Genomic DNA, 13053 nt, shown 5'->3' on the forward strand with positions numbered 1-13053 from the left:
GCCTACCGGCAGGACCGCGGGTACCGTGTGCCGGCGGGGCCGAGGGTGTTTGATGGGGAGCCGTGACGGCTTCCGAGGCACATCGCACGGTCGAGGCGGTCTGGCGGATCGAGTCCGCACGGCTCATCGCCGGACTGGCCCGGATGGTCCGCGACGTCGGCCTCGCCGAGGAGTTGGCGCAGGAGGCGCTGGTCGCCGCGCTGGAGCAGTGGCCGGAGTCGGACGTCCCACGTAACCCGGGCGCCTGGCTCATGGCCATCGCCAAACGCCGCGGCATCGACCACTTCCGTCGGCAGGAACGGCTCGAGCGCAAGGTCACCGAGCTGGGGCACGAGCTGGACCGGCAGGAGGTGGTCACCCCCGACTTCGTCGAGGAGCCCGACCACATCGGCGACGACCTGCTGCGCCTGGTGTTCACCGCCTGCCACCCGGTGCTGTCGACCGACGCCAGGGTGGCGCTCACCCTCCGCCTGCTCGGCGGCCTGACCACCGAGGAGATCGCCAGGGCGTTCCTCGTGGCCGAGCCGACCGTCGCGCAGCGAATCGTCCGGGCCAAACGGACGCTGGCGAAGAAGAAGGTGCCGTTCGAGGTGCCGCGGGGCGATCAGCTGGCCGAGCGGCTGTCGTCGGTGCTCGAGGTGATCTACCTCATCTTCAACGAGGGCTACTCGGCCACCGCCGGCGACGACTGGATGCGGCCGGGGCTGTGCGAGGACGCGCTGCGTCTCGGCCGCATCCTGGCCGAGCTCGCCCCGAAGGAGCCCGAGGTGCACGGGCTGGTCGCGCTGATGGAGATCCAGGCGTCCCGGATGGCGGCGCGCAGCGGGCCCGACGGCGAGCCGGTTCTGCTGCTGGAGCAGAACCGGGGCCGTTGGGACCGGCTGCTCATCACCCGTGGCCTGGCGGCGCTGGACCGGGCGGAGAGCCTCCCCGGCCCGCCCGGCCCGTACGTGCTGCAGGCCGCGATCGCCGCCTGCCACGCCCGTGCCCGCACCGCCGAGGAGACCGACTGGGCGCGGATCGCCGAGCTGTACCGGGCGTTGGCCGAGCTCACCCCGTCACCGGTGGTGGAGCTCAACCGCGCGGTCGCGGTGTCCATGGCGCACGGGCCGGCGGCCGGCCTGGAGCTGGTGGACGCGCTGACCGCCGATCCGGCGCTGGAGGGCTACCACCTGCTGCCCAGCGTCCGGGGTGACCTGCTGGTCAAGCTCGGCCGACCGGCCGAGGCCAGGGCGGAGTTCGAGCGGGCGGCCGCGTTGACCCGCAACGAGCGGGAGCGGGCGTTGCTGCGCGACCGGGCCGCGGCCTGTGCCGGCTGAACGGTCTCAGCCGGCGGCCAGCCGCGCGGCGATCCGGTCGCGCATCGGGCGCCGGCGCAGGGCGCGCAGTGCCGCGTCCACCACGTCGCTGAGCGGGTAGGGCAGCTCCGCGTCGAGGTCGGCCACGGCCGCGCTGGCCGCCGCCCACTCGATGTCGAGCTTCGGCAGCAACACGCGGGTGCGCTCGGTGAGGTGCACGATCCGCTGGCGGGCGTCGGCGCCCTTCGCCAACCGGACCAGGCCCTGCCGGTGCATCTGCGCGACGGTCTGGCTGGCCGCGGAGTGGGTGACCGACACGGCGCGGGCCAGGTCGTGGATGGAGCTGGGGCCGAGGCGCACCAGCGCCCGGACGAACGGGGTGTACCGGGGGCGCCAGCCGTCCAGGCCCAGCTCGGGGTACAGCGCGGCCAGGTCGCCGTCGAGCAGCTCCAGCAGGTGGCGGAGCCGGGTGCCGAGGAGATCACCAGTGGGGTCCACGGGGAAATTATAACAGCGCTGTTGTATTGTGGTCGGGCGGAGGCAGGGCGCCACCGGCGGAAGGGGATGACATGCGCGAGCTCTACCCGGAGACCGAGCCGTACGACCACGGCATGCTCGACGTCGGCGACGGCAACCGGGTGCACTGGGAGGTCCACGGCAACCCGGCGGGACGGCCGGCGGTGGTGCTGCACGGGGGACCGGGCACCGGGTGCACACCCGGGATGTGCCGGTACTTCGACCCGGACGCCTACCGTGTCGTCCTGTTCGACCAGCGGGGGTCGGGGCGCAGCACGCCGCACGCCAGCGACCCCTCCGCCAATCTCGCGGTCAACACCACGCACCACCTGCTGGCGGACATGGAGCGGCTGCGCGAGCACCTCGGGATCGACCGCTGGCTGCTGTTCGGCGGGTCCTGGGGGTCCACCCTCGGCCTGGCCTACGCCCAGCGGCATCCGCGCCGGGTGACCGGCATCGTGCTGGTCGCGGTCACCACCACCCGACAGGAGGAGATCGACTGGCTCTACCACGGCCTCGGTCGGCTGTTCCCCGAGGAATGGGAGCGGTTCCGCGCCGGCGTCCCGGCCGCCGAGCGAAACGGCGACCTGGTGGCCGCCTACCATCGGCTGCTCAACGACCCCGACCCGGCGGTGCGCGAGCAGGCCGCGCGGGCCTGTTGCGACTGGGAGCTGGCCGCCTCCACACTCGATCCGCACGACCAGCCGGGCCCGCAGTGGGCGGACCCGGCCTGGCGGATGGCGTTCGCCCGGCTCACCGCGCACTACTTCAGCCACGGTGCCTGGCTGGAGGACGGCGAGTTGCTGCGCGGGGCCGGCAAGCTGGCCGGCATCCCCGGCGTAATGGTCCACGGCCGGCTCGACCTCAGCGCCCCGCTGATCACCGCATGGGAGGTGGCGAGGGCCTGGCCGGGCGGCGAGCTCGTGATCGTCCCCGGCGCCGGCCACTCGATCCGGGACCGCGCGATGACCGAGGCCACCCTGGCGGCCACCGAGCAATTCGCGGCCTGAGCGCGGGCACCGGCGCGGTCAGGCCGGCGCGGCGGCCCGACGCCGGGCCCACGGCGTGCGGAAACGGAGCAGGAAGCCGAGCAGCGCCAGCCCCAGCAGCACCGCGCCGCCGTCGGTGACCAGCGTGGGCAGTACGCCGGCGACGCCGAGCTCGGCCGCCGACGCGCGCAGCACCTCGGTCGGCACCAGCACCACCCCGGTCGCCTGGGTCAGGTTCACCACCAGCGCGACCCAGTACACCCAGGCGTAGCCGCGGACCGCGAGCACCCCCACGGCGTTGCCGGCCAGGTAGACGATCCCCACCGCGCGCAGTGTGTCGCGCAGCCCGGGCGCGGCCTGCGCCGCCTCCGGGCGTGACGCCCCCGCCAGCCGCTGGGCGAGCTCGAGCATCGGCAGGTCGATGACGACGAAGGTCTGCACCGCCGTGCCGATCGCGAACACCAGCGAGCACCACGCCGTCACCAGCTGCAGCGGTCTCGTCCAGCGACTGGGCACCAACGCACCGGAACCGCCCATGGTCCACTCCTTCCGCCGACCTCACCCCGCATCGTGACGCACCACCCCTCGCGGGTCGACGGAGTACTCGGGAAAATCGGGCGGAGACGGCTGACCGCACGAGGGAGTTGAAGCAGAACCTGATCGCGGTGCTGATCAGCCACTCCTCCAACCTCGGCCTGACCCGCATGGCCGATGCCCGCGGCATCTCCTACGACATCCCGCCTTGAATCGCCGAGTGGCACGTGCGGGATGAGACGCTGCGCGCGGCGAGCCTGGCGCTCGTCGGCCACCACCAGCGCCTGCCGCTCACCCCGCTCTAGCGCTGGCGCTTGAGCCGGCTGCCCGCCGCGATCACGGGGGTCGCCACAGCGGTGACGGCTGCTCCCAGCGCGGTGTCGGTGGCCAGTATCCAGCGAACGGTTTTCCTGGCCAAGGTCAGGACTTCGCTGCCGCGCACGCGCATGCCCGCCGCAAACTGGCTGATGGCCACGGTGAGGGTGGTGGTGCCGGCAGCGACCTCACACAGGTGCGTGAGCAGGCTGGCGGCATCGCGGATGGCGGCGCCGGCTCCCATGCCAGCGGTCGGTGGGGTGGCGTGGACGGCGTCACCGAGGGCGGTGACGCGACCGGCGGGCCAGGGGGCGAGGTCGCGTGCCAGTGACGAGGCGGCATGGAACCGGAAGGCGGCGACGCTGGCGGGAGCGGCCTGTCCGATGACCTCGAGCGGACGTTCGCTCCACCCGTGGCGGTGGAACTTGGCCAGCAGCGCGGCCTGTAACTCGGCGCCGCTGAGGCCGCGCATCGAGTCGGTCCCAGCGGATTCGGGGAACATCGCGCCCCAAGATGTAGGTGGGACCGCTCGTGATCGCCGCGCGCCGGCTGGGGGCGTCGAGTACGGCATTGCCCACAGGGTCGAGGAAGCCGACGTAGAGTGCCGCCCCCCGAGGGCCGATCGCCAGCCCCGATCGCGGTCCGAGCCGTTGCCGCTCCCGCGGGCTCAGGTCCTCGGCTGTTGTCCTGCCGGAGAAGCCGACGAAACCGGCGGGCTTGTTGGTGGGGCCACCGGCCAAGCGACGGGCAACCAACGAGTGGGTGCCGTCCGCGCCCACCAGCAGGTCGCACCGACGAAGGGACCCGTCGGCGAGAACGACCTGCGGTGTGCCGTCGTCGGTGCGCCCGATATCGGTGACGGTCCGGCCCAGCTGGAGATCGTCGCCGACCGCGTCGGCCAGCAGGGTCCGCAGGGTGACGCGGTCGATGTCCACGCTCGGGCTGTCGGCCAGCCGCGGCCCGCGGCCCAGGAGACGGCCGCGCCGGTTCCAGAATGCGTCCGGGGCCCGCAGCCGTAGCGCCGATGCCGAGGCCAGCAGCTGTTCGACGATCTCCGGTGGGACGAGTTCGCGCAGGGCCGCTTGGGCCCGGCCGTCGAGGGTGATGTGGTAACCCCCCGTCGCCGCGACGTCGGTGTCGCGGTCGAAGACCGCCACGTCGAACCCATGTCGGCGCATCCCGGCGGCCAGCGCCAAGCCACCGATCCCACCCCCGACGACGATGATGCGCATCCTGTGCACGACTCCTCTGGCTGTTCGGACAACGTCTTGCCAGGGACAGTGCCATCAGTAGTGGACATCGAATGGCCAGAACCGGTGCATGATGCGGTCGCGGTGGCCCTGCAGACCGCACCCAGCACCGTCTTCGGACTTGGCGAGGACGCCGCCCGCGCCCTGGACACTCTCCAGCGCGTCGTGCCGGCCAGACTCCGAACGGCCATGGAGTCACTGCGCGTGACCAGGCTGCGGAACGACTGGGAGTTCGCGGCGCCCCCCATCAACCCCGAGACGCTCAAAGCCACCGGAAGCGCGGTACGCCACCGCCAGGTGCTGATCGTCGACACGCTCAGGACCGATGGCACACGTCCGTCCCCGGGCGATCACGACTTCACCCCTGCCCGCCGCGTCGAGCCCCATCATCTGGTGGTCTGGGCCGGACGGTGGTACCTCGTCGGCTACGACCTGGCCGACAACAGCTGGCGGGTGCACCGCCTCGACCGCCTCCACCTGCACCCCCCTACCGGCAAACCCTTCCCTCCCAGAGACCTCCCCGGCGGCGACGTCGCACGCTTCGTCATGACGAGTCACGACCGCGGGGACACCCCCGCCACGTGGCAGTGCACCGGAACCGCACGCCTGACACTGCCGGCCGAAACCGTCGCACGCTGGGCACCTGGCGGATCAGTGGTCGAACACCTCGGTCCTGACCACTGCCGCCTCACGATCGGAGCGTGGTCCTGGACAGGTGGCGCGGGGATCCTCGCGACCTTCGACGCCGGTCTGGACCAGGTAACACCCCCCGAGCTGAGACACGCCTGCCATCAACTCACGCAGCGGTGGCGAGCCGTGGCGGCCCATTCCGACCAGGACATGACCAAGCAGGCGAACGGCTGACCACGGCAACCCCAAGCGGCATTACTGCTGGTCAACCGATATCCGCCCGATGCGCCGAGTACTACGTCCGCCCCCCTCGGGAACATCGAGGCAGCACCCTGGTTACCGGCATGCTACTGTTTGGTCGTACGTCCAAGGCGATTGCCCAAGCCGGAGGGGGAGAACCCGGTGGTCACGACCAGTGAGCGGGGCCGGGAGGTGCGACGCCGGCTGCTTTCCGCGGCCACGGAGCTCATCGCGGAGCGGGGGTGGACGGGGGTGAGCACCCGCGCCCTCGCCGACCGGGCCGAGGTGGCCCCGGGCCTGGTGCACTACCACTTCGCCTCGCTGCGGGCATTGCTCACCGAGGCGGCGATCGAGGCCCTCCGGAACACGGTCGCCGACCTGGACGAGGTGATCACTCCGGCCCGCACCCCGGAGGAGGGCGTCGAGCTGGTGCTGGCGTCACTGGCCCAGTTCAGCGGCACCGATCCGCTGTCCCTGCTGGTCACCGAGACCTACCTGGCCGCGACCCGCGACCCCGAGCTGTGCCGGCGGGTGGGCGAGATCGCCGTGGAGTTCCGCCGCCGGATCGCCGGGTGGCTGGGGCACTGGGGGGTGGCCGACCCGGACCACACGGCCATGGTGGTCGTCGCGACGCTCGACGGGTTGGTGCTGCACCGCGCGCTCGATCCGACCGTGAGCGCCCCGGCCGTCGCGGGCGTGCTGCGCCGCATCGTCGCCCGGCCACGGCGACCAACGGACGGCGGTGTCGGCAGCACGGACGTGTCCGAATGAAGGTGGTGATCTGCGGGGCCGGCATCGCCGGGCTCGCCCTCGCCCAACGGTTGGCCACGCTCGACCAGGAGGTCGTGCTGCTGGAACAGGCGCCGGGGCCGCGCCGGCAGGGCTACATGATGGACTTCTTCGGGCCGGGCTTCGACGCCGCCGAGGCGATGGGCGTGCTGCCGCGGATCCGCGAGGTCGGCTACCAGGTGTGGGGAGCGACCTTCGTGGACTCCGCCGGCCGGCCGCGGGTGGAGCTGCGCTACTCGCGGTTCGCCGATGCGGTCGGCGGCCGGCTGGTGAGCGTCCTGCGCCCGGAGCTGGAACGAGTGCTGCGCGAGTCGCTGCCGGACACCGTCGAGCTCCGGTTCGGCACGAGCGTCACCGCCGTCGACACCGGGCCGGACGGGGTCGACGTCACGCTCACCGGCGGTGACCGGGTCGCGGCCGACCTGCTGGTCGGCGCCGACGGCATCCACTCGGTGGTTCGCCGGCTGGTGTTCGGCGACCAACCGCGACACGTGCGGTACCTCGGGATGCACACCGCCGCGTTCACCGTGACCGACCCCGCGCTGCGGGACGAGGTGCGTGACCGGTTCTGCCTCACCGACTCGGTGGACCGGATGTTCGCCTGTTACGGCCTGCGGGACGGGCGGGTCGCCGCGTTCACCGTGCACCGCACGCCCGATCCCACCCGGCCCGCCGACCCGCACGCCACACTGCGCGGCGTCTACGAACCGCTCGGCTGGATCGTGCCGCGCGCGCTCGCCGGGTGCCCACCGGCGGAGGAGGTGTTCTACGACCAGGTCGTGCAGACCGTGTTGCCCCGGTGGCGCCACGGAAGGGTCACACTGGTCGGCGACGCCTGCCACGCCGTGTCATTGGTCGCGGGGCAGGGGGCCTCGCTGGCGGTCGCCGGTGCCTACCTGCTGGCCGAGCGGCTCGCCCGCGCCCGCTCGATCGACGACGCGCTGGCCAGCTACGAGCGGCGCTGGCGGCCGCTGGTCACCGCCACGCAGCGGTCCGCCCACTCCGGCGTGACGTGGTTCCTGCCCGAGGTGCCGCTGCGGCTGCGGGCCCGCCGGGTCGCGCTGCGCCTCGCCGGGCTACCCGGCGTCGACCGGCTCCTCGCCCGCCGGCTGGCCAACCCTCCGGTGCCGCCGATCACCGAGCTCGCCGCGGCGGACTGAGCAGCCGGCCACGCCGGGCGGTGGTGGCCGCGGCGCGAGCGTGCTTCGATGGGCAGGTGGACCCGCTGGTGCTGCTCGGTTTCGCGGTGGCGTGCGTGGTGCTCAACGCCCTTCCCGGCCCCGGGATGCTGTTCATCCTGTCCCACGGCGTCGCCGGCGGCCGTGCGGCGGGGTTGGCCGCCGCGCTGGGGATGGCCACCGGCACCGTAGTGCACACCGCCGCCGCCGCGCTGGGGTTGAGCGCGCTGTTGCGGGCCGCGCCGGTCGTGCTGGACGTCCTGCGTGTCGGCGGGGCCGCGGTGCTGATCTACCTCGCGATCAGCGCCCTGCGCTCGGCCCGCGGCGCGGCCGAGATGCCCGTGCGGGCCCGCCGCCCCCTGCGGCAGACGTACCTGACCGCGGTGCTGACCAACCTGGCCAACCCGAAGGTCGTGCTGTTCTACCTCGCGTTCGTGCCCCAGTTCGTCACGGTCGGCGGTTGGCCGGCCTCGGTGCAGACGCTGGTGCTGGGCGGCGTGCTGATCGTGATCGGCCTGGTCATGGACGGCGTGGTCGGCCTCGCCGCCGGGACCGCGGCCACGCTGCTGCGCCGGCCGCCGGTCCACCGCTGGCTTCGGCGACTGTCCGCGGCCATCTTCGGCGGGCTGGCCGTGCGGCTGCTGACCGACACCCGCTAGCTCCCGCTCAACGAACGGTGGGCGGCCGTGGCGCAGCGCGGCCGAACGCGGTCCGGCCAGCCAACAGAGTGAGCGGAGGCGCGCCCCCGCCGGGTCGATGACTTCGCCCGCCGCTCAACCGCGCAGCTGCGCGTTCAGCCGTGCGGCCTGTCGGGTGAGGTGGTCGCGTTCGGGGAGGTTGGGCGCTGACCGGGCGGCTTCGGCGTAGAGCCGTGCTGCGGTGACCGGGTCGCCGCCACGCTCGTGCAGGTACGCCGCGACGGCGGTGTGGCGGGGCAGGGCGGGGTCGAGCTCCGCCAGGGCGGCCAGGCCGGCCCGCGGGCCGTCGGCCTCGCCGACCGCGACGGCCCGGTTGAGGCGGGCCACCGGGCTGTCGGTGAGGCGCACCAGTTCGTCGTACCACTCGACGATCTGCACCCAGTCGGTCTCCTCGGCTGTCGCGGCGTCGGCGTGGAGCGCGGCGATGGCGGCCTGGGCCTGGAACTCGCCCAGGCGGTCGCGGGCGAGGGCGGCCTGGAGCACGTCGACGCCCTCGGCGATCAGGCGGGTGTCCCACAGGCCGCGGTCCTGCTCGGCAAGAGGCACGAGCCTGCCGTCGGGGCCGGTCCGTGCCGGGCGCCGGGCGTGGTGCAGCAGCATGAGCGCGAGCAGGCCCGCCACCTCCTCATGCTTGGTCTTGGCCGCCAGCTGGCGCGTGAGACGGATCGCCTCGCCGGCGAGGTCGACGTCGCCGGAGTAGCCCTCGTTGAAGACCAGGTAGAGCACACGCAGCACGGTGGCGACGTCACCGGGCTGGTCGAACCGGACACCCGAGACGGTCCGCTTGGCCCTGCTGATCCGCTGGGCCATGGTCGCCTCCGGCACGAGGTAGGCCCGCGCGATCTGCCGCGTGGTCAGGCCGCCGACCGCGCGCAGCGTGAGCGCGACGGCCGAGGCCGGTGTCAGGGACGGGTGTGCGCACAGGAAGTACAGCTGGAGCGTGTCGTCCACCACCGCGCCCGGGCCGGGCGCGGGCTCGCCCTCGACGCGTACCTCGCGGTGCCGTCGCGAGGTGTCGGCGCGGGCGGCGTCGAGGAACTTGCGCCAGGCCACGGTGACCAGCCAGCCCTTGGGGTCGCGCGGCGGGGCGTCCGGCCACACGCGCACGGCCTCGACCAGGGCGTCCTGCACGGCGTCCTCGGCCGCCGCGAAGTCCGCTCCGCGGCGGCCGAGGATCCCGATCACGGTGGGGGTGAGGGCCCGCAACAAGGCCTCGTCCACCGTGCGTCACTCCGTGATGGTCGGGGACTCGCCGTAGAACGGGCGCACCTCGAGCCACTCGTGGATCGGCTTGCCACCCGCACCCGGAGCCGCGGACAACTCGCCGGCCAGTTCGAGCGCCCGCTCGTAGGTCTCGACGTCGATGACCATCCAGCCGGCGATCAGGTCCTTGGTCTCCGCGAACGGGCCGTCGGTGACTGGCGGCCGCCCCTCGCCGTCGTAGCGGACGAACGTGCCCTCCGGGGAGAGCGCCTGGCTGTCCACGAACTCGCCGGTGCCCTCGAGCCGAGCGGCGAAGTCCTGCATGTACTGCACGTGGGCCGAGATTTCCTCCGGCGTCCACTGGTCCATCGGCACGTCGTTGACCGCCGCCGGCGCGCCCCGGTAGTGCTTGAGCAGCAGGTACTTGGCCATCATGTTCTCCTTGGCGTGGTACGGCCCATTATGGCCGTGTTCACTCCGGGGGACGGAGCCGCGCGCCGGTTCTCGACATCCCACCGCGACATTTCCTGGCGGACTTCGAGGACACCGGTTCCACCGCGCCATGGACGCGGGCGCCTGGACACCGCGGGCGAGCCCGTCCGGCTCACCGCGCCCCGGGCCGACGGGTACCCGGCACCGGGACCCGCGGTCAGCCGGTCGCGGCGCGCAGCAGCCGGAGTTGACCGATCTCGGCGGCGTTCTTCATCAGCTCCGCGTTCACCCAGGCCACCATCTGCGCGACGGTGTGCCCGGAGTCCCGTGGCCAGGGGAATGGCGCGGGCTCGTCCAGGTCGGCGTCGGTGAGCCGGTTCAGCACCGCCAGCCAGTCGCGCCGCAGCCCACGCAGCCACTCCACGGTCGGCGTGCCCGGACCTGGCCAGTCGACGTCGGTGCGCTCGCGTGGCACGCGACCCTCGGCGTGGTCGAGGGTGACCGTCCACCACCAGCCCAGGTGCCAGGTGAGCCACCCAACCGTCGGGACCGGGATGGGATCGGGCTCGCTGTCCGCCCAGTCCGGTACCCACGTCCCGCCGGGGCCCGGACGTACCGTCCAGCACAGCGGCGCGGGCTCCCAGCGGAAGTCCTCCGGGCGGAGCTCGTTCAGGTGCAGGTCCAGCAGCGACCAGGTCAGGTCGAACTGCCAGCGCAGGAGAGCGCAACGGGACTCGGGGGGCTCGGGGGACTCAGGGGATACCGGCACGGGCAGATCGTCGCACCCTGCTCGACTACCGGCCAACCCGATTTCCGCGCGGAGGGCGGCTCGTGCTTTCGGATGCGGCCCGGAGCCCTCCAGCGGGCTTCCTGACCCGCGAGCGAGCCTGGACGCCGCCTTCCCGCCTGAGGAATCCCCTCTTTCGACACCATCCGTTATAAGGGGCATTATCACGGGTTCGTGTTCTGCCATGGTTTCGCTGTATCGCGACACGCGATACCAGTTCCACTATCTCGTGCGCGTAACAAGGTAGGGTGTTCCACATGGCAGAACAGCAGGTCACGGCCGAGGACGAGTACCGCGATGCCGGGTCAGCGGCCGGCGACGCGACCCCAGAACCCGAGGGGGAGGCGCTGTGCGCGCTCGACGGATGCGACAACCCGCTGCCCCCACCCGCGGTGGACGAGCACGGCCGACGCAAGGGCGGGCGACCCTCGACCTACTGCTGCAAGGCCCACGCCGACGCCGCCTCCCGGGCCCGCCGCATCGCCCAAGCGGCGGCCGTGGTGGAGCCGCTGGCGGAGCTGCGCCGCGCGGCCGAGCTGTTCGAGCCGGCCGCCGCGCCCGTGCTCGAGGCGCTGCGGGAGATGTCCAGCCGGCTCGCCGCCGCCGAGCGCGGCGCGCTGGCCCAGGTCCGAGCGGCCGAGCAGCAGGCCGCGGCCGCGCGGGAGGACGCCGAGGAGGCACGACGCCGGGCCGACCAGGCGGAACGGGCCCGCAACCGGGCACTGGCCAGGGCCCGCGACGACCAGGCGGCGCGCGCCGAGGCGGACCGCGCCGCCCACCGCGCGCGGGAGGAGGCCGAGCGAGCCACCCGGGAGGCGTGGGCGCAGGTGGCCGAGCACGAGCGGGCCCGCGGAGCGGCCGAAGCCGCCGGTGCCGCCGCGATCCAGGCCCGTGACGAGCTCACCACCGAGCTCCGCACGCTCCGCGACACCCTCGCCGCGGAGCGGCGGGCCCACCAGCAACTGGCCGGCGAGCTCGACGCCACCCGCCACGACCTGCGGGAGCTGACCGCCGCGCACGCGCTGCAGGAGGAGCGGCTGGCCACCGCCAGGGACCGACTGCGGGCGGCCGAGGCCGCGGCCAGAACCGCCGACCAGGACGCCGACCGCGCCCGGCAGGAGACCGCCGAGGCCCGGGCCGCCGCGGCCGCCGCCCGCGACGACGTGACCACCCTCCGCGCCGAGTTGACCGACCTGCACACCCGGTGGGCCGAGGAGCACACCGAACGGCGGGTGGCCGAGTCCCGCGCGGCGGCGACCGCCGACGAGCTGGCCCACGCCCGCGTCGAGCTCGACCGCACCCGCCAGGAACTGGCCGACGCCCACACCCGGCTCGACCGCCTCCTCGCCGTGGGCCCACCCGCGTCAGGCCCGAGCGCGGACGACCCCGACACCACGCCGTCCTGACGCCACACCGGCCCAGGGCGGGCGTGCGACCACGAGGCGCCGAAGGACCCCGCTGGCCGGCGGCCGACCTCACGCGGGCCGAGCACCCCTGGACCGGATCGGGATCTGGCTAGGGTGGCTCCCCGTGAAGGGGATCGTGACGAGCGCCGGCGCGCTGGTCCTGACTCTGCTGACATGGGGCGAGGTGGAGCACTGGCGGGCGTCCCGGCGCCGGCTCGGCCCCGCCGCACGGCCGGCCGGGACGCGTGAGGTCGTCGTGGTGCTCGGGTACCGCAACCGAGGACGCCGGATCAACGCGGTGAACCGGTGGCGCGTCCGTGCGGGGTTGCGATCGTGCGATCGCGCGGAGACCCGTCTCGTCCTGAGCGGAGGGTCGGTGGATGGTGGGCGGCCCGAAGCGGAGCTGATGGCGGACTACGCCCGCGAGCGACGCGGGTACCGTGGCCCGCTGCTCGTCGAGACCGAGAGCCGTTCCACCTGGGAGAACGTCAGGAACGTCATCCCGTTGATCGAGGACGCGGACCGCGTCAAGATCGTTTCCCACTCCCTGCACGCCGAGAAGGCCCGCGCCTACCTGTGGCGACAGCGCCCCGACCTGGGAGCCCGCCTGGTCCGAGCACGGGACTACCGCCCCGGAGAGTGGCTCGTGGCCAAGCCGGCCCTCGCGCTGCTCGGCCGACGAAACCTGCGCTGCGCTGACCAGGCTCGATCGTCACCGTCCCAGCCCACCGCTCGACCACCCCTGACCGGCGCTCGGGCCGCTGGCGACGAGAATGACCGGTGATCAC

The 13053-nt window shown here is 73.5% G+C and carries 15 protein-coding genes; 8 read left to right on the forward strand and 7 right to left on the reverse strand.

From position 1 onward, the window contains the following. Positions 1 to 62: 62 nt before the first annotated feature. A complete protein-coding gene (locus BM051_RS22920; RefSeq protein WP_092534192.1) occupies positions 63 to 1319 on the forward strand; it encodes an RNA polymerase sigma factor in 1257 nt (418 codons plus the stop codon). 6 nt (positions 1320 to 1325) lie between these two features. On the opposite strand, the gene BM051_RS22925 is transcribed toward BM051_RS22920, so the two are convergent. After that, entirely contained in the window at positions 1326 to 1796 is a 471-nt protein-coding gene (locus BM051_RS22925; RefSeq protein WP_092534195.1) for a MarR family transcriptional regulator, read from the reverse strand. 71 nt (positions 1797 to 1867) lie between these two features. Here BM051_RS22925 and pip point away from each other — a divergent pair, with 71 nt between their 5' ends. Next, positions 1868 to 2824 (forward strand): prolyl aminopeptidase, encoded by a 957-nt coding sequence (pip, locus tag BM051_RS22930; RefSeq protein ID WP_092534199.1) that lies wholly within the window; start codon positions 1868 to 1870, stop codon positions 2822 to 2824. Positions 2825 to 2842: 18 nt separating this feature from the next. On the opposite strand, the gene BM051_RS22935 is transcribed toward pip, so the two are convergent. The 3 genes from BM051_RS22935 to BM051_RS22945 form a co-directional block, all read right to left on the reverse strand. Further along, positions 2843 to 3340 (reverse strand): hypothetical protein, encoded by a 498-nt coding sequence (locus tag BM051_RS22935; protein WP_243859733.1) that lies wholly within the window; start codon positions 3338 to 3340, stop codon positions 2843 to 2845. A 298-nt stretch (positions 3341 to 3638) separates the two neighbouring features. Beyond that, positions 3639 to 4037: an FAD-dependent oxidoreductase gene (locus tag BM051_RS29450; RefSeq protein WP_208326013.1), complete on the reverse strand. Its 399-nt coding sequence runs from the start codon at positions 4035 to 4037 to the stop codon at positions 3639 to 3641. Further along, a complete protein-coding gene (locus BM051_RS22945; protein ID WP_208326007.1) occupies positions 3928 to 4884 on the reverse strand; it encodes an NAD(P)-binding protein in 957 nt (318 codons plus the stop codon). Before BM051_RS22945 ends, BM051_RS29450 begins: the two co-directional genes overlap by 110 nt. A gap of 60 nt (positions 4885 to 4944) precedes the next feature. On the opposite strand from BM051_RS22945, the gene BM051_RS22950 reads away from it, so the two are divergent. The 4 genes from BM051_RS22950 (at position 4945) to BM051_RS22965 (ending at position 8398) form a co-directional block, all read left to right on the forward strand. Continuing rightward, positions 4945 to 5766: a helix-turn-helix transcriptional regulator gene (locus BM051_RS22950; protein WP_243859734.1), complete on the forward strand. Its 822-nt coding sequence runs from the start codon at positions 4945 to 4947 to the stop codon at positions 5764 to 5766. 168 nt (positions 5767 to 5934) lie between these two features. Further along, complete coding sequence (locus BM051_RS22955; protein WP_243859735.1) at positions 5935 to 6543, forward strand: TetR/AcrR family transcriptional regulator; 609 nt, start codon at positions 5935 to 5937, stop codon at positions 6541 to 6543. Further along, positions 6540 to 7721 (forward strand): FAD-dependent monooxygenase, encoded by a 1182-nt coding sequence (locus tag BM051_RS22960; protein ID WP_092534205.1) that lies wholly within the window; start codon positions 6540 to 6542, stop codon positions 7719 to 7721. The genes BM051_RS22955 and BM051_RS22960 overlap by 4 nt, the downstream gene beginning before the upstream one ends. Before the next feature lie 56 nt (positions 7722 to 7777). Further along, a complete protein-coding gene (locus tag BM051_RS22965; protein WP_092534527.1) occupies positions 7778 to 8398 on the forward strand; it encodes a LysE family translocator in 621 nt (206 codons plus the stop codon). A 114-nt stretch (positions 8399 to 8512) separates the two neighbouring features. On the opposite strand, the gene BM051_RS22970 is transcribed toward BM051_RS22965, so the two are convergent. The 3 genes from BM051_RS22970 to BM051_RS22980 all read right to left on the reverse strand — a co-directional run bounded on the left by BM051_RS22970 (position 8513) and on the right by BM051_RS22980 (position 10841). Further along, positions 8513 to 9658, reverse strand: a complete 1146-nt coding sequence (locus BM051_RS22970) for an RNA polymerase sigma factor (RefSeq protein ID WP_092534208.1) — start codon at positions 9656 to 9658, stop codon at positions 8513 to 8515. Between the two features lie 6 nt (positions 9659 to 9664). Beyond that, on the reverse strand, positions 9665 to 10072 hold the full coding sequence (locus BM051_RS22975; RefSeq protein WP_092534211.1) for a YciI family protein: 408 nt from the start codon (positions 10070 to 10072) through the stop codon (positions 9665 to 9667). 217 nt (positions 10073 to 10289) lie between these two features. After that, positions 10290 to 10841 (reverse strand): DinB family protein, encoded by a 552-nt coding sequence (locus BM051_RS22980; RefSeq protein ID WP_243859737.1) that lies wholly within the window; start codon positions 10839 to 10841, stop codon positions 10290 to 10292. A 275-nt stretch (positions 10842 to 11116) separates the two neighbouring features. On the opposite strand from BM051_RS22980, the gene BM051_RS22985 reads away from it, so the two are divergent. Further along, positions 11117 to 12265: a hypothetical protein gene (locus BM051_RS22985; RefSeq protein ID WP_092534217.1), complete on the forward strand. Its 1149-nt coding sequence runs from the start codon at positions 11117 to 11119 to the stop codon at positions 12263 to 12265. A gap of 124 nt (positions 12266 to 12389) precedes the next feature. Then, a complete protein-coding gene (locus BM051_RS22990; protein WP_092534220.1) occupies positions 12390 to 13049 on the forward strand; it encodes a YdcF family protein in 660 nt (219 codons plus the stop codon). The last annotated feature ends 4 nt before the right edge of the window (positions 13050 to 13053 follow it).

Origin of the sequence: Amycolatopsis arida, from assembly GCF_900115565.1 — a bacterium.
In the GTDB taxonomy this organism is placed as follows: domain Bacteria; phylum Actinomycetota; class Actinomycetes; order Mycobacteriales; family Pseudonocardiaceae; genus Yuhushiella; species Yuhushiella arida.